Origin of the sequence: Floridaenema aerugineum BLCC-F46 (genome assembly GCF_041929345.1) — a bacterium.
GTDB classification, from domain to species: Bacteria; Cyanobacteriota; Cyanobacteriia; order Cyanobacteriales; family Aerosakkonemataceae; genus Floridanema; species Floridanema aerugineum.
Genome location: NZ_JBHFNQ010000214.1, coordinates 12,119 through 35,342, shown reverse-complemented (window position 1 = coordinate 35,342; position 23,224 = coordinate 12,119). Strand labels below are relative to the sequence as shown.

The 23,224-nt window shown below is 43.1% G+C and carries 21 protein-coding genes; 13 read left to right on the top strand and 8 right to left on the bottom strand.

The annotated features are described in order from the left end of the window. Positions 1-7 precede the first annotated feature (7 nt). The 4 genes from ACE1CC_RS29275 to ACE1CC_RS29260 all read left to right on the top strand — a co-directional run bounded on the left by ACE1CC_RS29275 (position 8) and on the right by ACE1CC_RS29260 (position 3,176). The gene (locus ACE1CC_RS29275; RefSeq protein WP_413273959.1) at positions 8-679 is read left to right on the top strand and encodes an O-methyltransferase; all 672 of its coding nucleotides are present in this window, start codon (positions 8-10) and stop codon (positions 677-679) included. Positions 680-747: 68 nt separating this feature from the next. Continuing rightward, positions 748-2,094 (top strand): flippase, encoded by a 1,347-nt coding sequence (locus tag ACE1CC_RS29270; RefSeq protein WP_413273958.1) that lies wholly within the window; start codon positions 748-750, stop codon positions 2,092-2,094. A gap of 30 nt (positions 2,095-2,124) precedes the next feature. Continuing rightward, entirely contained in the window at positions 2,125-2,745 is a 621-nt protein-coding gene (locus tag ACE1CC_RS29265) for an HAD family hydrolase (RefSeq protein WP_413273957.1), read from the top strand. A 125-nt stretch (positions 2,746-2,870) separates the two neighbouring features. Continuing rightward, positions 2,871-3,176, top strand: coding sequence for a PadR family transcriptional regulator (locus tag ACE1CC_RS29260; RefSeq protein ID WP_413273956.1), 306 nt, complete (start codon positions 2,871-2,873; stop codon positions 3,174-3,176). Between the two features lie 9 nt (positions 3,177-3,185). Here the strand turns inward: ACE1CC_RS29260 and ACE1CC_RS29255 are convergent, their stop codons facing one another. Then, positions 3,186-3,611, bottom strand: a complete 426-nt coding sequence (locus ACE1CC_RS29255) for a protein tyrosine phosphatase family protein (RefSeq protein ID WP_413273955.1) — start codon at positions 3,609-3,611, stop codon at positions 3,186-3,188. Positions 3,612-3,760: 149 nt separating this feature from the next. Between ACE1CC_RS29255 and ACE1CC_RS29250 the strand changes: the two genes are divergently transcribed. The 3 genes from ACE1CC_RS29250 (at position 3,761) to ACE1CC_RS29240 (ending at position 5,752) form a co-directional block, all read left to right on the top strand. Next, positions 3,761-4,951, top strand: a complete 1,191-nt coding sequence (locus tag ACE1CC_RS29250; RefSeq protein ID WP_413273954.1) for a chromate transporter — start codon at positions 3,761-3,763, stop codon at positions 4,949-4,951. A 162-nt stretch (positions 4,952-5,113) separates the two neighbouring features. Then, a complete protein-coding gene (locus tag ACE1CC_RS29245) occupies positions 5,114-5,500 on the top strand; it encodes a tautomerase family protein (protein ID WP_413273953.1) in 387 nt (128 codons plus the stop codon). A gap of 111 nt (positions 5,501-5,611) precedes the next feature. Next, the gene (locus ACE1CC_RS29240) at positions 5,612-5,752 is read left to right on the top strand and encodes a hypothetical protein (RefSeq protein ID WP_413273952.1); all 141 of its coding nucleotides are present in this window, start codon (positions 5,612-5,614) and stop codon (positions 5,750-5,752) included. Positions 5,753-5,773: 21 nt separating this feature from the next. Here the strand turns inward: ACE1CC_RS29240 and ACE1CC_RS29235 are convergent, their stop codons facing one another. The 6 genes from ACE1CC_RS29235 to ACE1CC_RS29210 all read right to left on the bottom strand — a co-directional run bounded on the left by ACE1CC_RS29235 (position 5,774) and on the right by ACE1CC_RS29210 (position 13,909). Next, positions 5,774-6,436 carry a cadmium resistance transporter gene (locus ACE1CC_RS29235; protein WP_413273951.1) on the bottom strand — a complete coding sequence of 221 codons (663 nt, stop codon included), beginning with the start codon at positions 6,434-6,436 and terminating at the stop codon, positions 5,774-5,776. A gap of 354 nt (positions 6,437-6,790) precedes the next feature. Beyond that, entirely contained in the window at positions 6,791-7,663 is an 873-nt protein-coding gene (locus ACE1CC_RS29230) for a bile acid:sodium symporter family protein (RefSeq protein WP_413273950.1), read from the bottom strand. A gap of 380 nt (positions 7,664-8,043) precedes the next feature. Then, entirely contained in the window at positions 8,044-10,362 is a 2,319-nt protein-coding gene (locus ACE1CC_RS29225) for an arylsulfatase (protein WP_459563938.1), read from the bottom strand. Positions 10,363-10,444: 82 nt separating this feature from the next. Beyond that, positions 10,445-11,479, bottom strand: coding sequence for a formylglycine-generating enzyme family protein (locus ACE1CC_RS29220; protein ID WP_413273948.1), 1,035 nt, complete (start codon positions 11,477-11,479; stop codon positions 10,445-10,447). Then, positions 11,476-12,525, bottom strand: a complete 1,050-nt coding sequence (locus ACE1CC_RS29215) for an aliphatic sulfonate ABC transporter substrate-binding protein (RefSeq protein WP_413273947.1) — start codon at positions 12,523-12,525, stop codon at positions 11,476-11,478. The genes ACE1CC_RS29220 and ACE1CC_RS29215 overlap by 4 nt, the downstream gene beginning before the upstream one ends. A gap of 499 nt (positions 12,526-13,024) precedes the next feature. Beyond that, complete coding sequence (locus ACE1CC_RS29210; RefSeq protein ID WP_413273946.1) at positions 13,025-13,909, bottom strand: TauD/TfdA dioxygenase family protein; 885 nt, start codon at positions 13,907-13,909, stop codon at positions 13,025-13,027. A 764-nt stretch (positions 13,910-14,673) separates the two neighbouring features. Here ACE1CC_RS29210 and ACE1CC_RS29205 point away from each other — a divergent pair. From ACE1CC_RS29205 to ACE1CC_RS29185, 5 genes are all read left to right on the top strand, one after another. Beyond that, positions 14,674-16,038, top strand: a complete 1,365-nt coding sequence (locus ACE1CC_RS29205) for an LLM class flavin-dependent oxidoreductase (RefSeq protein ID WP_413273945.1) — start codon at positions 14,674-14,676, stop codon at positions 16,036-16,038. A gap of 350 nt (positions 16,039-16,388) precedes the next feature. Beyond that, a complete protein-coding gene (locus tag ACE1CC_RS29200) occupies positions 16,389-17,927 on the top strand; it encodes an amidohydrolase family protein (RefSeq protein WP_413273944.1) in 1,539 nt (512 codons plus the stop codon). A 131-nt stretch (positions 17,928-18,058) separates the two neighbouring features. Then, positions 18,059-18,718, top strand: coding sequence for a carboxylesterase family protein (locus tag ACE1CC_RS29195; protein ID WP_413273943.1), 660 nt, complete (start codon positions 18,059-18,061; stop codon positions 18,716-18,718). 51 nt (positions 18,719-18,769) lie between these two features. Next, entirely contained in the window at positions 18,770-19,522 is a 753-nt protein-coding gene (locus tag ACE1CC_RS29190; protein ID WP_413273942.1) for a class I SAM-dependent methyltransferase, read from the top strand. Positions 19,523-19,525: 3 nt separating this feature from the next. After that, the gene (locus ACE1CC_RS29185; protein ID WP_413273941.1) at positions 19,526-20,524 is read left to right on the top strand and encodes an aldo/keto reductase; all 999 of its coding nucleotides are present in this window, start codon (positions 19,526-19,528) and stop codon (positions 20,522-20,524) included. On the opposite strand, the gene ACE1CC_RS29180 is transcribed toward ACE1CC_RS29185, so the two are convergent. Then, on the bottom strand, positions 20,521-21,009 hold the full coding sequence (locus ACE1CC_RS29180; RefSeq protein ID WP_413273940.1) for a hypothetical protein: 489 nt from the start codon (positions 21,007-21,009) through the stop codon (positions 20,521-20,523). The two genes, ACE1CC_RS29185 and ACE1CC_RS29180, sit on opposite strands and share 4 nt — an antisense overlap. A gap of 295 nt (positions 21,010-21,304) precedes the next feature. Between ACE1CC_RS29180 and ACE1CC_RS29175 the strand changes: the two genes are divergently transcribed. Next, entirely contained in the window at positions 21,305-23,191 is a 1,887-nt protein-coding gene (locus ACE1CC_RS29175; protein WP_413273939.1) for an ABC transporter ATP-binding protein, read from the top strand. The last annotated feature ends 33 nt before the right edge of the window (positions 23,192-23,224 follow it).

Below are 23,224 nucleotides of genomic sequence, written 5' to 3'. Positions count from 1 at the left end.
TACTAACATGACTCAAACTCAATGGACTGCGGTTGATGACTATATCACCGATTTGCTGATCCCCTCTGATTCGGCGCTAGATGCTACGATTCAATCGACGATCGATGCCAACTTACCCAAAATCAATGTTGCTCCGAACCAAGGCAAACTGTTACATATCCTGGCTCAAATTCAAGGCGCACGAAGGATTTTAGAACTAGGAACATTGGCTGGCTACAGTACAATCTGGCTGGCACGGGCGCTTCCTCCTGGCGGTAAACTAATCACCCTAGAAGCTAATCCAAAACACGCTGAAGTTGCTCGTCAAAATATCGATCGCGCCGGACTAAGCAAAATTGTGGAAATTCGCATCGGTGCAGCATTAGACACATTGCCACAGCTTGCTAACGAAGGTCAAGCCCCCTTCGATTTCGTCTTCATTGATGCTGACAAAGTAAATATCCCCGACTATTTCAAATGGGCGCTTAAACTAACTCGACGTGGCAGTGTAATTATTGTTGATAATGTCATCCGTAAAGGAGCAGTTATTGAGGCGGATAGTAACGATGAAAATGTCCAAGGAGTGCGTAAATTTAATAGGCTACTAGCAGTAGAAACCAGAGTTAAAGCAACAACTATTCAAACAGTTGGCAGCAAGGGTTATGACGGGTTAACTATTGCACTCGTAATCGCTGATTAAATTGTATGTGGCGTAGGGATAATTCATGAATTATCCCTCTATCAGATCGAAATTTTAAAGGTAGTTTTATGACTAATCTCGCGCTTTCTCAGAATCAAAAAACTATTCAAATCGACCTATTAGCTAAAGAAACTACGATCGCTCTAATCATTAAGATAATCGGTCTAAGTCTAACCTACTTGCTTCAAATTTTCCTCGCCAAGTGGATGGGTAGAACTGAATATGGCATCTATGAATTTGTGATGTCTTGTTCATTACTGTTAGCAATTCCCGCTGGTTTAGGTTTACCGCATACAGTTCTGCGGTTGATTCCAGAGTATCGAGTCAAACAAGATTGGCAAAGATTACATGGAGTAATGCGAGGGAGTTGGTTGTTAACGGTGTTGGCAAGCTTGGGACTGGTTGCGATCGCCATTGCCAGCATTATGATTATCAATCATTTTCATCACTTTATCTATGCCACACCACTTCTATTTGGGATGGGACTTGTTTTACTTCAAGCCTTACAAAGTTTACAGGAAGAAACAGCTAGAGCAATGGAAGATATTCCCTTAGCTTTTATACCATCTCAAATTATTTTCCCCCTCTTAGTTTTGGGGAGTGGATTTCTGCTGCTACAAACGCATGAGGATCTTACAAGTCTTCCGATGATTGAAATTGCAACTTTCATGTTTCTTATAATTGTAGGATTTCAATTAGGGATTTTGTGGCAAAAATCAAAGCAGGAGTTTGTACCAAATAAACCTATTTATGATTATCGTGAATGGTTAGGGATTGCTTTGGTTTTATTAATTCAACAGGCATCATCCGGTATTTTAAGTCAGACTGATACAGTAATGATTGGGTCTTTAATCGGCCCCGAATCAGCAGGTATTTACAACGCAGCAGTTAAAACTTCTTTATGGACGAGTTTCGTTCTACAAATTGTCAATATGGTAGCTGCGCCAATGTTCACAACTTTATATACACAAGGAGATATGGCGGGATTACAAAAAGTTGTTTCCCGCGTGACGATTTGGATTTTTTATCCGACGATCGCGATCGCTCTTTGTTTAATAACTTTCACCCAACCAATTTTAAGCCTCTTTGGTTCAGGGTTTATTGCTGCTAATTGGTCACTCAAAGTCTTAGTTTTTGGACAACTCATAAATGCTTTGTGTGGCTCTGTTGGTTATTTAATGATTATGACAGGGCATCAAAACCAATCATTTCGAGTAATTTTTTGTAGTGCCTTGCTCAATGTTGTTTTAAATGCTATCCTGATTCCGATTTTGGGAATTGTTGGGGCTGCGATCGCCACTAGCTTTACCATGATAGTTTGGAATGTTTGGCTCAGTGTTTTAGTTGTTAAATATATTGGCGTGCGACCTTCAATTCTTTACAGTTTCTTTGAACCAGGTAGCCAAGGTAATTGACTAATTCAAAAGGTATCATCAATCTAAACTATGGCAAATTGGGAATTGATAATTTTTGATTGTGATGGGGTTTTGGTAGATAGCGAACCGATCTTAAATCGCATTTTTGCCGAAACCCTAACAGAAGCAGGATTCACAATTACATACGAAGAAGTCTGCCAAAAATTTGTCGGAAAATCATTGGCAACCTGTCTAGAGATTATTACCAAAACCTACGGAAGACCAATTCCTGCCAAATGGATTGAACGCTGCAAGGAACGAGAAATTGCCGCATTACAACGAGAACTCCAACCAACTCCAGGAATTGTGGCAACATTGGAGCAGATTACATTACCAAAATGTGTAGCATCAAATAGCAGTCATCGGCATATCCAGTTAGTTTTACAGTTAACTGGATTGCTACATCAATTTGAAGGAAAAATGTACAGTTCTTATGATGTCGATCGCCCCAAGCCCTTTCCCGATGTCTATCTCTATGCTGCTCGTCAAATGGGCAAGGCTCCAGAAAATTGTGTTGTGATTGAAGACTCAGTACCTGGTGTACAAGCAGGTTTTGCCGCAGGAATGACGGTGTTTGGCTATGCTCAACGTCGCAAGAATTCCTCGAAAGGGAAAATTGCTTTGCACCATGATGCCCTAATTGCAGCATGAGCAACGTTAGTTTTTGAAGATATGCAGCATTTACCTCACTTGTTGAGCGCAAATAAACCTAAAATATAAAAGCCAACCTCGAATTGAGCGAAAATTAAAGCGCTTAGTATTGAAAATCTTCTCTCATGGATGGCAGAGAGTTCTATTCCAGCTTAATTCGGTTACACATCCTGCACCATGCCGTGCAAGAACCTATTTTTGGCTTGGGCATCATTGAAGAGTTGGCTCGTCACGGGTATAAATTGAGTGCCGGAACGCTTTATCCAATGTTGCACGAAATGGAACGTAAAGGATATCTTTACTCGGTCGAAGAGCGATCGGGACGACAAAGCCGTAGGATGTATCGAGCCACACCATTAGGTAAAGTCGTACTAGAAGATGCCAAAGAAAAAGTGCGCCAACTATTTGGTGAACTATTTGAAGAATTCTGAATCAAACCTTTACGACAGGCTTTCCAAAAACTGTTTCAGGCTTGGTTGTTCTGTATTGATACCTAATTCCTGAGCTTTTACCAACACCTCTTCACGGTTCAGCTTGTTTCGCGTGGCAAAAGCAATCAGGGCTAAGGCATTAGCTCGTCCGCCTAACCCACAATGAAAATAAACTGGGGTAGGTAACGCTTCTAGTTCTGAAAGTACTTTTGCGGTTCGTTCGTCGTCCGCTTCGGTTGATTTTAGAGGAATATGGGCATACTTCAGACCAGCAACTTCAGCTTGTTGCTGTTCATCACTCAAAAATCCGGTTTCATCTGGAAAACGGAGATTAATAACCGATTTGAAGCCTTCTGCGGCAAGCTGTTGCAAATCTTCTGGTGTTGGTTGTCCACCAGCTGCGATCGTCTCATCAACCTTTTTGATCTCACTCATAAATACCCTACTTTTCCGCTCAAGATACCGTTGTTTTTCTGCCTGAATTATAGCAGAATTATAGATAATGATATAGAAATTCGTTATCGAAATTCGATATAGTGATTCTGCTGTTTTTTGGCTTAATTTCACGAGAGGTTTAGTGTCCTGTGGAAACAGAAAATTCAGTTGCTTATGCTGAGCTTAATCCCTACCAACGGAGACAGCGCCTTTTTGAATTAGCTGCTGTTTTTCTGCGACTAGGAACGATCGCCTTTGGGGGACCTGCCGCACACATCGCCATGATGGATGATGAAGTAGTGAAACGCCGCCAGTGGATGAGTCGAGAAAGATTGTTAGATTTGTTGGGTGTCACCAATTTGATTCCAGGGCCTAACTCAACAGAACTGGCAATTCACATTGGCTACGAACGAGGGGGATGGAAAGGTTTGCTCGTCGCAGGTAGCTGCTTTATCTTGCCTGCAATGTTGATTGTCTGGACACTGGCTGCGATTTATGCTCGTTATCAAACAGTGCCTCAAGTTGAGTGGCTGTTGTACGGTATTAAGCCTGTAATCATTGCCATTGTGTTGCAAGCAGTGTGGCAGTTGGGGAAAAAGGCTGCCAAAGATGTGCCGACTATAGTTGCTGGAATTGTAGCGATCGCTGCTTATTTTGCCGGGTTAAATGAAATTCTATTACTGGTGGTAGTAGGAATTGGTGTAATGGCAGTGAAAAATTGGCAACGACGGGGAAACTTGCTAGGAGCATTTATACTGCCGTTATCAGGGACTTTCGCACAGGTTGGTAGTGTAACCGCAACAACTACTTCTGTGACCTGGGTAAATGTATTTCTGTTCTTTCTCAAAATTGGTAGTGTTCTTTACGGCAGTGGCTACGTATTACTAGCATTTCTGCAACAAGATCTGGTGGAACGTAATCATTGGTTGACATCGCAGCAACTCTTAGATGCAGTAGCCATAGGTCAGTTTACACCGGGGCCAGTATTTACGACGGCAACCTTTATTGGTTACTTGTTGGCAGGTAATGCAGGGGCGATCGCAGGAACTATTGGCATTTTTCTACCTGCGTTTGTGTTAGTCTGGGTTGTCAATCCTTGGGCTTCTAAATTGCGTTCATCGCCTTGGGCAAGTGGCTTTTTGGATGGAGTCAATGCGGCATCCTTGGGACTCATGGCAGGCGTTAGTTGGACTCTTGGACGGGCGGCTTTGATTGATTGGTTGACAGTTATAGTGGCAATTGCTAGTGCGATCGCAGTATTTCGCTTCAAAGTGAACTCTGCCTGGTTAGTCCTTGCTGGTGCAATTCTCGGCTTTGCGTTTCAGTTTTTTAGAGGTTAGGAAATAAAGGCGTTGCGTAAGGTCAGAAATTTTCTCTATTAGGCTATCGTCTAAGACAGGACATTTTGGTGAGGGAAGGGAACTCCTGAACAGGGAACTCTTAACAGATTTGTTACGCTTGATAGTTGGTAGCACTCTTTCACAGGAGGTTGACAAGACAATATGGTGCAAGTCAAGATTTACGGTTTGAGAGAACAGCTTGATCCTATCAAGCAAAAACTTTCCGATATCATACACTCTTGTTTAATTGATGCACTCCAGTATCCAGCAGATAAACGCGCTCATAGATTTTTTCCACTTGATGCCTCAGATTTTTACTATCCTGTTGGAAGAACTGAACGTTACACAATTATCGAATTTAGCATGATTGAGGGACGTAGTATTGAAGCGAAGAAAAAGTTAATTGCTCTGTTATTTGAACGAGTGAAGGCACTTGAAATTGATAGTCAAGACCTAGAAATAACAATCTCAGAAACACCTAAACATAATTGGGGTTTTCGAGGCTTACCTGGAGATGAGCATCAACTCAATTATAAAATTGAGGTGTAGCAGTAAGAACATACATTCTGCGCTCTCAACCTGAACACGATTATTTCCTGTCGTTACAGTTTTGGATGCGAAATGTGGGTTAAATCTCATTTTCCGGGAAGCTAGCTATCTATGTTAAAAGTTATGATGAGTCACAGTAATGACCCGGATTCTGAATTGGCGATCGCAGTATTTCGCTTCAAAGTAAACTCTGTCTGGTTAGTTCTTAGTGGTGCGATTTTCGGCTTTCTGTTTCAGTTTTTGAAAGGTTAATCAGATTTACACAGTACAAAACTAGAAGGGAAAAAGTAATTGGTAAGATTGATTGTCAATCAAAATCCGCAATCCCAACCAAATTAAGATGAATGGGAAGACTTTGCGAGCATAGCGAGCAATCAAAAAAGCGATCGCAGGTTGGCGAGTCAGATTATATGAAAGAAAACACCAGAGTCCAACTGTTACGTAACAAATACTGAGAATCACTCCTAAGCTTGGCAGGGTACTGGCAGCAAATAAAGGTACATAAATGCCGATATTATTGCCTCCATTTGCAATAGTTACAGCAGAAACACGATAAACTTGGGGATCGCGTAGAGTTGCCCACAGTGACTTGAGCGATCGCTTTTCTCGTTCAGGCGGAGTTTTCAGGCTACCAGATACAACATGAACCAAATCATTATTATCTTCTTTATTGAAAAGTTGGCTTACCCCAATCATTACCGGAAGTAATCCTAACAATCCGATCCAAATTTCAGGAATCACCAACCTACCCAGAAATCCAACTAGACTCACTCCCACTAATACTGTAAACCCAACGTATTCTCCAATTACTACATGACGTGGCTTAAATGTTCGATTGACCTTACCGAAGAAAATTGTCAGATATAAATTATCGTCAAATGTAGTAGCAAAAGCTGCTGCTGCTCCGGTGATTAATGTATTTTCTAGCCAATTCATATCTCTGTTTTCCTCACTGTGTAAATGTCTGGCTGCTTGTCCTTCTCCAACATTGCCGAATGAGAGGAAATGTGAAAGAGCATCTAGTTGTCTAGATAAAAAGGATACAAAGTTCTCCTAAACGCCATAAACCTAGATTATTTGTTATGACAAATAAGAGCAAACATTCTTTTCTATTAAATTAATAAAACAAATTGATTAGTTTGTTATTTAACCCGTCTTATATCATGTCCGTTCGATTACTCAAAACGCTGTAGAGACGTTGCATACAAAGTCTTTACAGCCTTTTGGATTAAGGATACTATGGTTGATTAACCGGACTTGATATTACTCATTATTTATAGCGTTTAGGAATCAAACTTCTACTTGCTCAACTTCTGCTAGAGCAAAAGCTTGTTTAGCAATCAAGCGAATCAAAACAAACAGTGACAAACTCGTAACTACGATAACACTCACCACAGCTGGATCGTCAAAGTTAGTACCTGCAACTAAAAGCGCTGCGGCAATGTTACGTTGGGCAGTTCCAACTGCTAAGGTTCGTTGAGTGTCTTTCTCTGGGCCACCCAGAAGATAGCCAAATCCGAAAGAAACTAGAATAAATCCGATTATTATTAAAATAGTTCCTGTTTTGACCATTTCAATCAGACTGCTAAACTGAATTATCAGCGAGGTACTCAATCCTAAAATTAAGCCAACACTCGAAATTTGACGCATCCAGGGTTGTAGGGTAGCTGCGATCGCTTCATTTTTAGCTCGAATCAGCAATCCGATCGCTAAAGGAATTAACATTAATGTGACTAGAGGTTTCAAAATCTGCCAGGGATTTACTTGGATATTTTGTAGGGCGATCGATAAAGCAAACGGCATATAAAATGCTGTAACACATATCATCAACATCATTAGTCCAGCAGCGTAAGCCAAATTGCCATTTACCAACTGAGCAAGTTTAGGTAATACTGGAGGCCCACCAGCTACTGCCATAATCGTAAACCCAATTCGGAAGGATTCACTTACAGGAATAACTTGCAGCAGCAAATACACAAACAATGGCACTAAAATAAAGTTTGCCAGCAATGATTGGAGAATCAATCGAATATTACGAAAAGGTTGCCAAAGTTGTTGAATTGTTAGACTTAATCCCGTATCCAACAGCATTGACAGGATTAGGGTTAAGAATGCCAGTTTGTTGATTAAGCGAAGGTCGATAACTGTCAGGATTTCATTCATTAGTTGGCGATCGGTCTAAGCCGAGAAATTATTTGGAATAATGAACCGCAGAGGCGCAGAGAACGCAGAGGAAAGAGAGAGAAAATAATTAATATCAAATCCAAATTAATTACCCCTGTTATCTTCTTGGGTTCCTTACTTCTTCTTTCTTCGTGTTCTTCGTGTCTTACGTGCTACGCACACGCTACGCGAACGTGGTTCAAAAAAGTAATTAACCCAGTTTGGGTGTTTTCCTCTCTTTTTTCTTTAAGCTTTCATGTTTTTTAGACTTCTTGCAAAAGTGCGAAATCTAAGTTTTTTACCACAGATATCCACAGATAAACACAGATAAACACAGATAAAACTTAGAGATTGTCTACTTTTGCCAGAAGTCTTTTTTTCTAAGCTTTCAAGTCTAGGGTGACTTTTTGCAAGTTACCTGTAAATGCGAATGGTGCGAGATAATTTTCGACAACAGGTGTACCCAGGTCTTGACCAATATCAAAGGTTTCGTCTAAACCTAAACGATAGGGCACAGTTTTGGCGATGTGACCTTCACCTACGGGTTTGTCGTTGATGAATAATTTACCTGTTCCGCCAGCACCGGGAGTTCCGCCATCAGATTCAAACTCAAATCTGATATTGGATGCTCCAACGGGAATTTCTTCCTTAGATTTGATTAAGGTCCGATCGCTCCCTAAAAAATTGTAAGCAAAGGTTGGTTTCCCATCATCAAGAAAGAAACTCCATCCGGCAAAACGTCCACCTTGAGCAACCAAAACTCCCTCTGCATCGTCGTTATCTTTGGGAATATCAACGGATGCGGTGATGGTAAAGGATTTGTTTTTCAAGTCTGGCGCACTACCTTCGGGAATTCCAGATGCACCGGGATAGTAGGTAAAATGAGTTCGACCTGCTGTTAAACTGGGACGACTGCTGACATCAAAGCGGTTTAAGAGGCGATCGTCCAAAGGTAAAACCTTATGCTCACGCGCTTCGGCTAAAAATAAAGATTGCAGTTCCTTTAATTTGGTGGGGTTTTCTGCTGCGAGGTTGTTTGCTTCGCTGAAATCTTCGGTAATGTTGTAAAGTTCCCAAGTATCTTGGTCGAAACTAGTTTTAGAAACTCTTTCCCAAGGTAAGCGCCCATGTCTAGCTGCGGCAATCCAACCTTTATCGTAAATCGCCCGATTACCAAACATCTCAAAATACTGAGTTGTGTGCTGGGATGGGGTATCGGGATTATCGAAAGTGTAGACCAAACTGGTGCCTTCGATCGGTTGTTGCTCCACACCATTCACGATGGTAGGAGGTGTAATTCCTGTTGCTTCTAAAATCGTTGGTGCAATATCAATAACATGATGGAACTGAGTGCGAAGTCCGCCTCGATCCTGAATGCGATCGCCCCAAGCAATCACCAACGGATCGCGGGTACCGCCAAAGTGAGATGCAATCTGCTTTGTCCATTGGAAAGGGGTATTTACAGCCCATGCCCAAGCAGCATGAAAATGGTTAAAGGTTTTTGGACTACCCAGTTCATCCAAAGAAGCAAGCAATAGTTGCCGATCTTCAGGTACACCATTGAATACTTTCAATTCATTTACAGTACCCGTTAAACCACCCTCAGCACTGGCACCATTATCACCAACAATGTAGATGACCAGCGTGTTGTCTAGTTCTCCGAGTCGATCGATCGCATCAATCACCCGTCCGATTTGTGCATCAGTATGGGCGGTAAATCCAGCGAATACTTCAGCTTGATGAGCAAAAAGTCTTTGATCCTCTTTTGATAAAGAATCCCAAGCAGGTAACTCTTTGGGACGTGGTGTAAGTTCAGCACTAGCAGGAATCACGCCCAGTTGTTTTTGACGAGCAAAGGTTTCCTCGCGCAGTTTGTCCCATCCTTGATCGAATTTCCCCTTGTACTTGTCAATCCAAGCTTTCGGTGCATGATGCGGTGCGTGGGTTGCTCCTGTGGCAAAGTAAGCAAAGAATGGTTTATCTGGTGCGATCGATTGCTGAGTCTGAATCCAAGAAATTGCACGATCTGCCAGGTCTGGAGTTAAATGATAATCGGGATTGTCACTTGGCTTTTGAATTCGCTTAGTATCCTCTACCAGTGCTGGACTCCATTGGTTTGTATCACCGCCTAAAAATCCATAAAAATAATCAAAACCGAGATGGGTGGGCCAGCGATCGAACGGCCCAGCAGCACTAGTTTCATAATCTGGCGTATTGTGCCATTTTCCAAAAGCCGCAGTACTATAACCATTTTGTCGCAACACTTCCGCTATAGTTGCTGCACTCTTAGGCAGAATGGTGGTATAGCCCGGAAAACCTGTCGCCAACTCCTCAACTACGCCTGTATTTACGGAATGGTGATTGCGTCCGGTTAGCAATGCCGCTCTAGTGGGAGAACAAAGGGCGGTAACATGAAACTGGTTGTAGCGTAGTCCCCGTTCTGCTAATTTGGTCAGATTTGGGGTGTCGATCGGCCCACCAAAGGTGCTGGTTTGCCCAAAACCTACGTCATCAAGCAGAATTAGTAGTACGTTGGGAGCTTTTGCTGGTGCTGCGATCGGTTTAGGAAAATCCGGTTCAGATTCTTTATAAGTAAGTCCAATCTTCCCCTGAAAATCTGGCTGTGGAACAGGCAAAATCTTAGAAGTTGCAGCCATTGCAGGCAGAGGAAAAAAGCTGATAATGCTGAAAAAAATCATCGCTACGAATCGGACAAACATCTGCATCATGTCCTTTCGTTGCCATCCCATGAAACCAACTCTTAACATAATTCATCTCTCCTCACGTCAAATTCTTCACTAAGCGAAACCCAATATGGGTTGTCCCGGTATCAGGAGCTTCTGACTCCCGTGCTGCCGGACGAAAGCGACTGCAATAATTAGGCGCACAGAGGTAAGAACCGCCTTTAATCACGCGCAAAGCGGATTCTCCAGGTTTTTTGGGGTCAAAACTTTCTGCTTGTTTAGGGCCTGTAGGATTGCTCTGGTGGGATTTGTCACTGTGTCCGATATGATACCAGTCCGAAGTCCATTCCCAGACATTCCCTGTCATATCGTAGAGTCCGTAGCCGTTCGGTTCAAAAGAGCCAACGGGAGCAATGCCAATATGTCCATCTGCTTTGGTGTTGAAAAAAGGGAAAATGCCCTGCCAGGTATTCGCTTTTGTGGCTGAATATCGATCGCCCCAAGCGTAAATTGCCCCGTCTAAGCCTCCCCGCGCTGCATATTCCCACTGTGCTTCTGTCGGAAGTGACTTTCCTGCCCATTTCGCGTAGGCAACAGCATCTTCGTAAGCAACATGAACAACAGGATAATTTTCTTTCCCTGCGATTGCGCTACGCGCACTGCCGGAGGCAATCGCACTATCCAGCCCAAAGGGATGTTTCCAGTTTGCCCCAACCGTCCAATGCCACCAACTGAGAACTGGAACAGATTTTACACCGGGTTTTGCCATTTGAAACACTAAAGAACCTGGCGATCGCTGTTCCTCTGGTAAATCGGGGAACTGTTCTTTCGAGAGGGGACGTTCTGCGATCGTTTGATAGTTCGTTGCTTTGACAAACTCAGCAAACTGGGCATTGGTAACTTCCGTTTGATCGATGCAAAAGCGATCGACACTAACATCTGTAGCCGATCGCTCTTCCTCAAATCTAGGGTCATCAGAGCCAATCTGAAAACTACCCCCCGGAATCAAAACCATCCCAGGCGGACAGACATTTTCTGCATAAGTAATGGGACTGAAAATTGTTAGGGCGATTGTTAAACTAAGGACTAACAACACTGTTCGCACCCACCGACTTTTCCCTAAACTAATCATGAAGGTTTCCAGATAGCCTCCTTCACTTGAATCGGTTTGGGAATCAACTTTTGCTGATAGAAAAGATCGGCTACTTGTTGTTGTTCGGTAACATATTCATCTTTGATCTCAAACACTCCAAAGTAAGGGCGTTTCTCCAAAGAATATTCCAAAACTTTAGGCTCATATTTCGTTTGCTGTGCTAGTAACTGAGCAACTTCCCCAGGATTAGCTTTCGCCCACTCTTCGACATTGCGCTGTTCCTCCAAAATCACTTTCAACAAATCAGGTTGCTTCTCAACAAAATTGCGGGTTGCTATGTAGTAAGCTCGTTGTGGAGCCACATCAGAACCGCGAACGATTACTCTTACTTCATTCGCCAATTCTTTTTTAGCAAGATAGGGATCGCTGATTGGTAAAGCATCAACTGCTCCACCTTCAAAAGCAGTAATACTATCTGGGAGAGTCAGGTAAACAGGCTGAATATCGTTTAGGGTCAACTTTGCACTTTCCAACACTTTCAACGCTAAATATTGCAGTGCTGTACCTTTCTGAATCGCCAATTTTTTCCCTTTCAAATCAGCAACGCTTTGAATAGGAGAATTTTTGGGAACGATCACAGCTTGCGCTCCAGCGTTAGAATCGGTCGCAGCCACATAAACGATCGGATTACCTGCTGCTTGAGCAAATATTGGCGGCAAATTACCTACATTACCAATATCAACACTTCCAGCAGCCATTGCTTCCATCATCGGTGGCCCACCCCTAAACTCAAACCATTTCACCTGAATCCCTTGAGATTGCAGCCTTTTTTCCAGTAATCCCCGCGCTTTCAACAAGTTTAGTCCCGGTGTACCAAGTTGATGACCAATGTTAATCACCGATACTTGGGGTGAGTTGGTGTTTGGTGGTGCAGTCGGGAGATTATTACTCTGAGTTTGGTTTCCAGCAGGTCCGCTACAACCTGCCAAGGAAAGAATCCATGTTAATGAAAAAGTGGCGATCGCAATTCCTAAATAATAACCAATGGATTTTCGATGCCAAAATTGTGCCAATCGTCTCAACATAATTTAAGTTTTCTTGGACAACTCCTCACAGGTGAAAACTAAGCAAATTTTTTTGTTTTCGACGCGATCAAAGAGTTCTATTTTTGCGAAAAAGGGAAAGCTGAAAGCTGGCAGCTATCAGCTTTCAGCGAATAACTTTAAGTGGTTTAAAGAAGTGAGGTAACTAACTTGTAGGGTGCGTTAGTGATAACATAACGCACCATTTTACTAACTTGTAGGGTGCGTTAGTGATAACATAACGCACCATTTTACTCAATTTGCTAGTCACAAGTCTGGCTCTTTCTAGCCCCCCTTGAGTAAGGGGGGTTGGGGGGATCTATTACAGAACTTACGCAGTGGGATGGTGCGTTACACTGGCGTTAACGCACCCTACAAACAGTTAGATCCCCCCTAACCCCCCTTACTAAGGGGGAATTCCAACTAGCAACTTGCGTTACTAATGAGGCAGAAATGACTAACAGTTAAGTAACATCTTCTCTCCTTGAATCTTCTGCTTTCTTCAAAAAGGACGACTCCCATGAATGCTAACCCGCTTCAAAATTCGAGTTGCATTTTGATTAAAGCTAGGGCGATAATGAGCGGTTGCTTGATTATCCCAGTAAAGTAAATCTCCTTCGCTCCAGTGGTGTTGGTAAGCTAGGTGAGGCTGCCTGATATGCTCTCGCAGCCGCGCAATTAGTTTTGCGCCTTCCTCATGGTCATAATCCACAATGTCAACATCACCAGCGGCATTCAGGAAAAGAATTTTTTTGCCTGTATCTGGGTGAGTGCGAACCAAAGGATGAGTTGCAACTCTTTCCCCAGGTTCAGGGGAACGACCTGTTGCATAAACGGGTTCAGCATATTCATCTCGATATTTGCCATAGAAATTGAAATGACGCAGCTGTAAGCCAGCAATTTGCTGCTTGGTGGCATAGTCTAACTCTTCGTAAGCCTGAACCAAATTCACCCAGTATGTATCAGGGCCACCATCTTCAGGTAATTGTATTGCGTGGAGCAGCGAACCGCTAGATGGTACAGGGAGCCAATCGTGATCGATGTGGGGTAAGAGTTCCCGATAATTTGGCAGAATATTGACTGAACTCTCTTCTTTAGCAGCATTCGCTAGAGTAAGAACCAGCGGCGGCAAATAGGGTTCTGTTTCCCCTTTGCGGATGTAAGCAGGTTGCTGAAGAATATCACCAAAGTAACTCGCAAAAGCCAAGAGTCGATCGTCAGTCAAGCTTTGATTCTTGAAAATTAGCAAATGACGATCGCGCCATGCCTGTTTCAGTTGTAAAATCACCTCTGGCTCAACAGCGCGACTGGCATCTAATCCAGTGACGATCGCACCTAATGGCCCATCTATCGGTGTAATTTCAATTCGAGTTGCTGTTACTGTCATGACTTTATCTCCTTAAGTTTTTTGAGATTAGGGGACTGGGATTGGGGGTTGGATGTTAGGGAGAAAGACAATTTCCCCTAACCCCTACCCCCTTCACCTTGCCTTTACAGATCGTTTTTCGGTCTACTGACATTGCATTCTCGGCAAGAAGAAATCACTTTTCGCCTGTAGAGGAATGCAAGCATTAATGCCTGAAATTACGCCCGGTTGGTACTTCCATCTGCTTACTGATTCAGTGGAAGCAGCATAACAACCAAGGCAAATTAATTTGAAAACTAATCTACGGTAAATCGATAGATATACCGTATCATAAAATAACTGGGTTTACTACTGTTTCATCGCGGTTTGCCATTGCTCCTAAAATGACCTTGGTATAACCCTAAAGAGCCTGTGAATACTGCATTTGAAAGCAACCAATCGCTATGGGGAGGTTACTAAATTCACAAAACTTGCCTAGCAAACCCAAAATTTGCAAAACTTAATGTTAGATTCTCTAACAGTTAGTGTAAGATACTAAAGTGTTTTTTACTTCCCTGATTTCTGTACCCACAATTTCTTTTCAATCCAGAGGTTGAGATACCTACAGAAATTTGGTTTCGTTGCTGTAGAACTGACTGCCTTGGCAGTCAAATTATCTCTTAGGAAATAGTAACTGCTGTCGTAACCGTCAAAATCATTGTTGATGTTGCATGAAAAGCCATTAACTCAAAGCACTTTGGCGATTCACGAGGGCGGAATCGCACATTAGACAAAGAAAAAAGCAGATGAGTAAAACACGCAAGTTTCGTTTAGGTGCATTCATTCAAGCCACAGGACATCATGTTTCTGCTTGGCGGCACCCTGATGCACAGATTGATGCGGGATTAAATTTCGAGCATTATAAGGAGATTACTCAAACTGCGGAGCGTGGATTATTTGATGCTGTTTTTCTGGCAGATAGTCCCGGTGTTTGGGGAGGTACGCCAGAAACACAAAGCCGCAATGGTAAAATCGTCCACTTTGAGCCAGTTACCCTGTTTTCTGCCTTGTCTGCTGTGACGCAAAATATTGGCTTTGTTGCCACTGCTTCGACTACATACGAAGACCCTTATACCTTGGCGCGAAAGTTTGCTTCCTTGGATCACTTAAGTAAAGGTCGAGCAGCGTGGAATGTTGTCACCACTGGCAACGAGAATGCTGCACAGAACTTCGGACTTGAGCATCACCCCGATCATAGCCAGAGGTATGAACGAGCCGAAGAGTTTGTAGAAGTGGTGAAAGGATTGTGGGATAGTTGGGAAGATGATGCCTTTATCCGTGACAGGGAATCGGGTATCTACTTCGATCGCGAAAAGCTGCACATTCTCAACCACAAAGGCAAATATTTCTCGGTTAAAGGGCCGTTAAATGTTGGTCGTCCCATCCAAGGTTATCCAGTGATTGTGCAAGCGGGAGCTTCGGAAGCGGGAAGGGATTTAGCTGCAAGAACGGCTGAGGTGATTTTTACTGCTAATCAAACTTTGGAAGATGCTCAAGAATTTTATGCCGATCTTAAAGGTAGATTGGCAAAGTATGGTCGATCGCCCGACGATCTAAAAATCATGCCCGGAGCATTTCCGATTATTGGTCGCACAGAAGCCGAAGCACAGGAGAAATACGAATTCCTGCAATCCTTGATCCATCCTGATGTTGCCTGGAGTATACTCAAGCAATACTACAAAGGAGTGGATCTCTCAAAATATTCTTTGGACGATCTGGCTCCTGAACTGCCGAGTGACACCAACACTAACAAGAGTCGGCTGAAACTGGTTAAAGACTTAGCAACTCGTGGCAATCTCACATTGCGCCAGTTATATCTCTCGCTCTCCACTGCACGCGGTCATCGCACCATTCTCGGAACACCCGAAAGCATTGCTGACCAATTAGAAGAATGGTTTAACAATGGTGCAGCAGATGGATTTAACATCATGCCACCAATCCTGCCAACAGGATTAGATGATTTTGTCAATTTGGTTATTCCCATTTTGCAGAAACGTGGGCTGTTCCGTACCGAATACGAAGGCAGAACTTTACGGGAAAACCTGGGTTTGCGTCGTCCCGCTAATCGTCTCGCTGCCAAAGGTCGGGAAGAGCGATTGGTGGTGGCGTAAGTCAGCAGGGACAAGGGGAATTTTAACTTCTGCCATCTGCTTTTGACCTTCTGCTCAGATCTTGCACAAGTCCCAAAGTCCGCCTGCCTTATCAATTCGCAGGCTAATAGCGAAACTCCTCTAAAGAGGACTAAATACTTAAGAATTCTTATGTTTTCAGTCCATTTGTAGGGGCGGGTTTTGTTGTGAGGTTATTTGTTAGACAGAAGGGTTATCTGCTAAACCCGCCCCTACTGCTCTTAGCCCGGAGATTGATTTCTGGGCGGGCTAAAACGCAGATGCAAGATCTCTGTTCTGCCTTTTCCTAATCCCCATTTTGTAAACACTCTACTTTTTTTGAGGAAATTATCATGGTTGAATTTAGCCGTTTGCATATTTCTCGTTCTGCTGCAATCCGGGCCAAGCTGGATTATCCGGTGATTGATACCGATGTGCATACCAATGATTTCACTCCGGCTTTTGAGGATTACATTGCTACTTATGGTGGCGCACAACTGGTAGACGAGTTACGTAAAGCGGAAAATTACCGTTTAAATTCTAAGGTTGATGGAAAAGATTGGTATCAACAAACGCCAGAAGAGCGGCAGTATTATCGCACTTTAAGAGCACCTTGGTGGGCTAGAGTTACCCGCAATACGCTGGATTTGGCTACCTACACTTTACCGGAATTGCTCTATGAACGTCAGGCAGAGCAAGGTTCGGACTATTCGGTGCTGTTCCCTAATAATGCTTTAGCAGCATTGGGTGCAAAACCAGAAAATCGTCAGGCATTGCAACGGGCAATCAATCACTATCATGCTGATATTTATCGCAAGTATAGCGATCGCCTCACCCCCGTTGCAGGCATTACTATGAACACACCTGAAGAAGCGATCGAAGAGTTAGAGTTTGCCGTAAAAACGCTGGGATTGAAGGTGATTAATATTCCTGGTGGGGTGAAGCGACCGATTAAAGCGATCGCAGATAAATACCCAGCCGACCAATACCCGGAAATCGCCAAGTATGCCTACTACATTGACTTTTTCGGATTGGATAGCGAATATGATTACGATCCATTCTGGGCGAAAGTTGTAGAACTAGGTGTACCCATTACCACTCACTACGGTAGTCAAGGCTGGACGGGACGTTCTTCCATCAGTAACTACATGAATAATCACATCGGTCACTTTGCTGATGGATCGCAAGCATTTGCTAAAGCCTTGTTCTTTGGTGGTGTAACCCGACGTTTCCCACAGTTGCGCCTTGGGTTGCTCGAAGGTGGTGCAGATTGGGGTGCTCATGTATACATTCATTTGGTCGATCGCTTCTCCAAACGCAACCTCAAAGCACTGCAAAACTACAATCCCGATCTCACTAATGCCAATGAGTTGTTCGAGTTGTTTGAACGCTTCGGTACTGAGATTACTAAAGGATACTCTCTGGGCAAAGAGGAGTTGGTGGACACAGTGCTGGGTGCTTCTTTCAGCCGTTACAGCCGTCAACCTGTGGGTAGCGAACTAGAAGATTTTGCGGCGGCTGGAATTGAAACTATCGAAGACATCCGCGATCGCTGGGTGAACAACTTCTTCTTTGGCTCTGAGTCGGACGATCGCACGATCGCAGCTGCATTCAATGACAAAGCTAATCCTTTAGGAGTCAAAATCAACGCGATTTACTCTTCAGATGTCGGTCACTGGGATGTACCCGATATCACTCAACCTCTAGCGGAAAGCTGGGAACTGGTGGAAGAAGGAGTGATTTCCGAAGCTGATTTTAAAGCTTATGTCTTCGAGAATCCTTACAAACTTTACACCGAAGCTAACCCGAATTTCTTCAAGGGTACTGCGATCGAATCTAAACTCGCTAAGGTCGAATCCCAATCTGTTGATAAGCCGCTGGCAACAGTTTAACCAACAGAGATATCGATATCAAATACCTATGTTCCTGGAATGAGCTTGGTTTCCTAATCATTAACGATACAGGCAAGGGGCTTAAGCCCCTCCTGTACTTCATGTAATAACCTTCGTTAGGAGTAACAACTATGTCTGTTGAACATCGCTCTTACAATGCCCCCAATGGTTCATTGCCTTATCTGTTTGCGCCTGCTAATACCAGTGATGCTGCACCATTAGTGCTTTTTTTGCACGGCGCACGCGATCGCGGAACCGATCTCAATACTCTGCTGAAATGGGGTTTACCGCGTTTTGTCAATGAGTCTGATTCTGTACCCTACGTTTTTGCAGCACCTCAGATTCCCGAACCACAGACTTGGGTTGATCGCGAATCTGATTTAATTGGTTTGTTAGATGAATTGATCGCCTCGCACGCGATCGATCCATCACGAGTAATCATCTCTGGATTTAGTTTAGGCTCAGCGGGAGCATGGCATCTAGCGGCATCCCATCCCGATCGCTTTGTAGGTTTAGTTGCTGTATCTGGTCGAGTTCCTAAGAGTTTAACAGAACCCGAACTTGCAGCACTCAAAGACATTCCCATTCAGATCTTTCAAGGTGGACAGGATAAGAACTTGCCTGTTGAAGATGCCGAACAGTTTGTGGCAACCTTACGAAGTTTGGGAATAAACGTGAATTTCACAGTACTACCAGAAAAAGACCATTTTATTGCCGATGAGGTTTATGGTAGCCCAGAGTTGCAACAATGGTTTGTTTCTATTAAACGTCGCGATCCGGCGTTGGCATAGCGTACCGTCAGGCGTATTGCTGTTTAATAGTTTACTTGACAACAAAATTCTATGATACATCCTCCGATTGACTGGAAATTGATAGAGTCTAAATACTTCATTGACAACCCTCTTGAGTCGATGAGTGTTGACATTTTGCAAGAGCAAATCCAATACTATCGGGAACGAGCTTCGGAATACGACGAATGGTTTTTCCGGGAAGGGCGTTACGATCGCGGCGAGCAACATCGACGGCAGTGGTTTTCGGAAGTTTTTGAAGTAGAAGCTGCACTTCGAGCGTCTAAACCTTCAGGAGATGTCTTAGATCTCGCTTGTGGAACAGGTTTATGGACGCAGCATTTAGTTCCTTTAGCAAATCGCGTGACTGCGGTAGATTCTTCGCCAGAAGCGATCGCATTGAACAAGCAGCGTGTCAATTCTAACTCTGTCGAGTACATCGTTGCTGACATATTCAACTGGACTCCTAACCAACAATTTGACTATATATTCTTTGGCTTTTGGCTCTCTCACGTCCCGAAAGAAAAATTTGTACCTTTCTGGCAGATGATTAAAGGAGCATTAAAACCTGATGGGCGAATCTTTTTTGTAGATAGTCTATTTACTCAAGATTCTACAGCTAAAGATCATGCAACGTTGAATAAGCAAGGGTATGCCCAACGGAAGTTGAATGATGGGCAAACTTACCGCATTGTGAAGATCTTTTATGAACCAAATGAGTTAGAAGAATCTTTGCAAAACTTAGGGTGGCATGGTTGTGTTCATGCTACCGAAAACTATTTCCTTTATGGCTTGTTCGATCGCTAATTTATGACATTACCTACTACAAAACTCGGTCAAACTGGATTGACGGTTTCCCGTCTAGTTCTTGGTACAATGACCTTTGGCTTCCAATCTGATGAAGAAACATCCAAACAAATCCTTGACAGTGCTGCTGATGCCGGAATTAACTTTCTGGATACTGCTGATGTGTATCCTTTAGGGGGTGGACTCGCAACAGCGGGACGCACTGAAGAAATTATTGGGCGCTGGTTGAAAGGTAAACGGGAACAGTTTATCCTGGCAACTAAGTGTGTTGGTAAAGTAGGCCCCTCGCCTTGGGATCAGGGTGCTTCGCGCAAACATATTCTAGATGCGATCGATGCTTCCCTACAAAGACTACAAACCGATTACGTAGATTTGTACCAGTTGCACTCCGATGATGCTTCAACTCCTTTGGATGAGACATTGGAGGCTTTGGATGCGATCGTCAAAGCTGGTAAAGTCCGCTACATCGGCGTGTCAAATTTCCTGGCGTATCGTCTCAGTCGAGCGTTGGGACGTTCTGATATTCGCAATCTAACGCGCTTTGTTTCGATTCAACCCCGGTATAATCTGCTGTTCCGCGAAATTGAGCGAGAACTTCTACCTCTAGCGAAAGAGGAAGGATTGGGAGTGATTCCTTATAATCCTTTAGCAGGCGGTCTTTTAACGGGTAAACATAATCGTGCGGATAACCCTAGCGATGGCACACGATTTACTCTGGGTACTGGTGCCGAAGTTTATCAGAAACGCTACTGGCACGATCGGGAATTCAATACAGTGGAAGAGTTACGCACTGTTGCTGATGCTGCTGGATTATCATTGACAACTCTTTCAATTGCCTGGGTGCTGGCAAATCCGATTATTACTGCTCCGATTATTGGTGCTAGTCGTCCAGAACAATTGATAGATAGTTTGAAAGCGATCGAAGTTAATCTTGATGATAGTTTGAAACAAAAACTAGATGATATTACTGCTGAATATCGTAAGGGGGATGCTGTACGTTAGGAAGATAGTTTATGTTTGTTTAGATGCTCGATTGCCTCACCTCTAAAGTGCAAGACTCCAAATAAGTCAAAGATGCCAAATCCTTGCTCTTTGACTTGATATGAAATGGGTTGTCCACTTACAGCCAAACCTGCCCAATGTTCACAATTCCATCCTTGAAAACCATACTTCCATTTGTAATGAAATGCTGAGACTGATGCAATCAGGTTCTCCAGAATTTCATTTTTGCTTAAGTATGGAACCTTGACTGCATCTGTGAACTCAGAGCCTAGACTATGTACTCTAAGAGAACCTATTTCATGGAGCTGTGATGCTTCTCTCGGCCCCCAAGAAATTGCAAAAGTCTCTGATAAGGCAACACTGAAATGCCAAACACCATCAAAACGTTGGACTAAACGACCTGCTCTAGAATCTAGCGGTTTCCAACATTTTTTGATTTCTTCAATCAGTTCGTCATCAGTATGGATGTTCTTTTGTACTCTCATAATGTCTTTAATAAATGTGTTGATAAAACAAATATACCCAAAATCACACTAATAACTCAAGTTGCTAGTTACAAGTCTGACTCTTTCTTAGCCCCCCTTAATAAGGGGGGTTGGGGGGATCTAAACACCTATCACAGCTAAAGATCCCCCCTAACCCCCCTTACTAAAGGGGGGAACAGGAAATAATTAATAACTAGCAACTTGCGTTAATATCTTACAAATAACTTTGAATTACAGATTTAACCTTATCGAATAGCCTATTTAGTCGTCTATTCCTATGTTAGGAGAAGTTAAAGTGATACGACGCGACACCCACCGTTTTTTCATCAAAAAACCTCGTCCATCTGAATCGTTCCAACGTGCGGCTGACGCACCTGCTTTGCCCACAACGCCTTTTTGGTTCATTTTTTATTTTGTTAATAAATTTCGCTGGTGGTATGTAGCAATGATCGTTCTGGAGATATTACACGCCACTTGCGGGATTATGTTACCTTATGCGATCGGTGAAATTATTCGCAGCGTAACGCGATCGACAGGTGATAGCAAACTAATTTTTGATACAGTAAAACAACCCTTGATGTTGTTTGCAGTTTTGAGTGTTGGTGAAGTAGTTTTTGGGCGTGTAGGCGGACTCTTACAAACTCTTCGTCATCCTATCCATAGGCAACATATTGTTAGAGCTTTGTATGCTTACTTGCAACAGCATTCTCACCGTTATTTAAGCAGCAGTTTTGCAGGAGCATTGGCACATCGAATTAGTGAAACTTCGCTCGGTGTGACTCAAACAATGTCAATGCTAATTACTGAATTTATGCCCGTAATTATCGTTTATATTGTCTCTACAGCGTTACTATATCGCGCTTATCCGCCTCTGGCTGCATTTGTGGGAATTTGGGCAGTTTTCTTCATTAGTATTTCTTTTTGGTTGGCAACTCGCTCTCGATTTCATGCAAGGAGAGCCGCAGCTGCTAGGAGTGATACAACTGGTATTATTGTTGATTCAGTGACGAATCTTGTTAGTACTAAATTATTCGCTCGTTTGGGCTTTGAACGGCATTATTTGAATGAGCGATTAAAGTATGAACTCATACAGGTCAGAAGGTCTAATTGGTACTCGGAGCGAATTCGCTGGTTTCAGTTTATTGCTTCAGCTATTCTGAAAGTTGGCACTGTTTTTTATTCCCTTTTCCTTTGGAGTCGAGGAAAGATTAGTGCTGCTGACTTTGTGGTAGCAACTAGTTTGTCACTGCTAATTATTAGTGAAGCTCGAAATTTAAGTAAACGATTTTTGGAATTTTTTGAACATATTGGTAATGTGAGTAATGGAGTTGGTACGATCGTGCAACCCCACGAATTAATTGATCGCGAAAATGCGATCGCACCTTCCATCACTCAAGGCAAAATAGAGTTCCGTCACGTAGATTTCAGCTATTACTCTGGAAAGACTGTATTTAACAATCTTTCTGTCACCATTCAACCAGGAGAAAGAGTTGGATTGGTGGGTTTTTCTGGTTCGGGAAAATCTACTTTTGTGAATTTGATTTTGCGATTGTTCGATCGCCAATCTGGACAGATTTTAATTGATGGTGTAGATATTGGTGATATGACTCAGGATGCGCTACACACTCAGATTAGTCTGATTCCTCAAGATCCTTCGCTGTTCCATCGAACATTACTGGAAAATATTCGCTATGGAAGATTGGATGCAACTGATGAGGAAGTGTTTGAGGCATCGCGGAAAGCTCATGCTCACGAGTTCATTATGCGGACAAAAGAGGGATATGATTCTTTGGTTGGTGAACGACGAGTAAAACTTTCTGGGGGGCAGAGGCAGCGGATTGCGATCACACGAGTTATCCTCAAAGATGCACCAATTTTAATTTTGGATGAAGCTACTTCTAGCCTTGATTCGATTACTGAAAAAGCAATCCAAGATACCCTGGATTTAGTAATGGATGGAAAGACTGTGATTGTGGTAGCTCATCGATTATCTACGATCGCACATCTCGATCGGATTTTAGTATTCGATCAAGGCTCCATTGTTGAAGATGGCACCCACGCTAAACTGTTAGCACAAAGAGGCGCTTACTATAGGCTATGGCAAATGCAGGCTGGTGGATTTTTACCCGAAAAAGATGACCATAACGAGCATCTGGAATTTCAAAAGCAACGACCTGCTTAGTTCTAATAAGTAGGTGCAAATAAATAAAGTGAT

Excerpts from the sequence above, each read along its gene's own strand:
- ACE1CC_RS29240 (WP_413273952.1), top strand. The coding sequence starts at position 5,612 with ATGTTAAAAGTTATGATGAGTCACAGTAATGACCCGGATTCTGAATTG.
- ACE1CC_RS29275 (WP_413273959.1), top strand. The coding sequence starts at position 8 with ATGACTCAAACTCAATGGACTGCGGTTGATGACTATATCACCGATTTG.
- ACE1CC_RS29185 (WP_413273941.1), top strand. The coding sequence starts at position 19,526 with ATGACATTACCTACTACAAAACTCGGTCAAACTGGATTGACGGTTTCC.
- ACE1CC_RS29195 (WP_413273943.1), top strand. The coding sequence starts at position 18,059 with ATGTCTGTTGAACATCGCTCTTACAATGCCCCCAATGGTTCATTGCCT.
- ACE1CC_RS29190 (WP_413273942.1), top strand. The coding sequence starts at position 18,770 with ATGATACATCCTCCGATTGACTGGAAATTGATAGAGTCTAAATACTTC.
- ACE1CC_RS29225 (WP_459563938.1), bottom strand. The coding sequence starts at position 10,362 with ATGATTTTTTTCAGCATTATCAGCTTTTTTCCTCTGCCTGCAATGGCT.
- ACE1CC_RS29210 (WP_413273946.1), bottom strand. The coding sequence starts at position 13,909 with ATGACAGTAACAGCAACTCGAATTGAAATTACACCGATAGATGGGCCA.
- ACE1CC_RS29215 (WP_413273947.1), bottom strand. The coding sequence starts at position 12,525 with ATGTTGAGACGATTGGCACAATTTTGGCATCGAAAATCCATTGGTTAT.
- ACE1CC_RS29265 (WP_413273957.1), top strand. The coding sequence starts at position 2,125 with ATGGCAAATTGGGAATTGATAATTTTTGATTGTGATGGGGTTTTGGTA.
- ACE1CC_RS29255 (WP_413273955.1), bottom strand. The coding sequence starts at position 3,611 with ATGAGTGAGATCAAAAAGGTTGATGAGACGATCGCAGCTGGTGGACAA.
- ACE1CC_RS29260 (WP_413273956.1), top strand. The coding sequence starts at position 2,871 with ATGGATGGCAGAGAGTTCTATTCCAGCTTAATTCGGTTACACATCCTG.
- ACE1CC_RS29200 (WP_413273944.1), top strand. The coding sequence starts at position 16,389 with ATGGTTGAATTTAGCCGTTTGCATATTTCTCGTTCTGCTGCAATCCGG.
- ACE1CC_RS29220 (WP_413273948.1), bottom strand. The coding sequence starts at position 11,479 with ATGATTAGTTTAGGGAAAAGTCGGTGGGTGCGAACAGTGTTGTTAGTC.
- ACE1CC_RS29205 (WP_413273945.1), top strand. The coding sequence starts at position 14,674 with ATGAGTAAAACACGCAAGTTTCGTTTAGGTGCATTCATTCAAGCCACA.
- ACE1CC_RS29230 (WP_413273950.1), bottom strand. The coding sequence starts at position 7,663 with ATGAATGAAATCCTGACAGTTATCGACCTTCGCTTAATCAACAAACTG.
- ACE1CC_RS29180 (WP_413273940.1), bottom strand. The coding sequence starts at position 21,009 with ATGAGAGTACAAAAGAACATCCATACTGATGACGAACTGATTGAAGAA.
- ACE1CC_RS29270 (WP_413273958.1), top strand. The coding sequence starts at position 748 with ATGACTAATCTCGCGCTTTCTCAGAATCAAAAAACTATTCAAATCGAC.
- ACE1CC_RS29235 (WP_413273951.1), bottom strand. The coding sequence starts at position 6,436 with ATGAATTGGCTAGAAAATACATTAATCACCGGAGCAGCAGCAGCTTTT.
- ACE1CC_RS29245 (WP_413273953.1), top strand. The coding sequence starts at position 5,114 with ATGGTGCAAGTCAAGATTTACGGTTTGAGAGAACAGCTTGATCCTATC.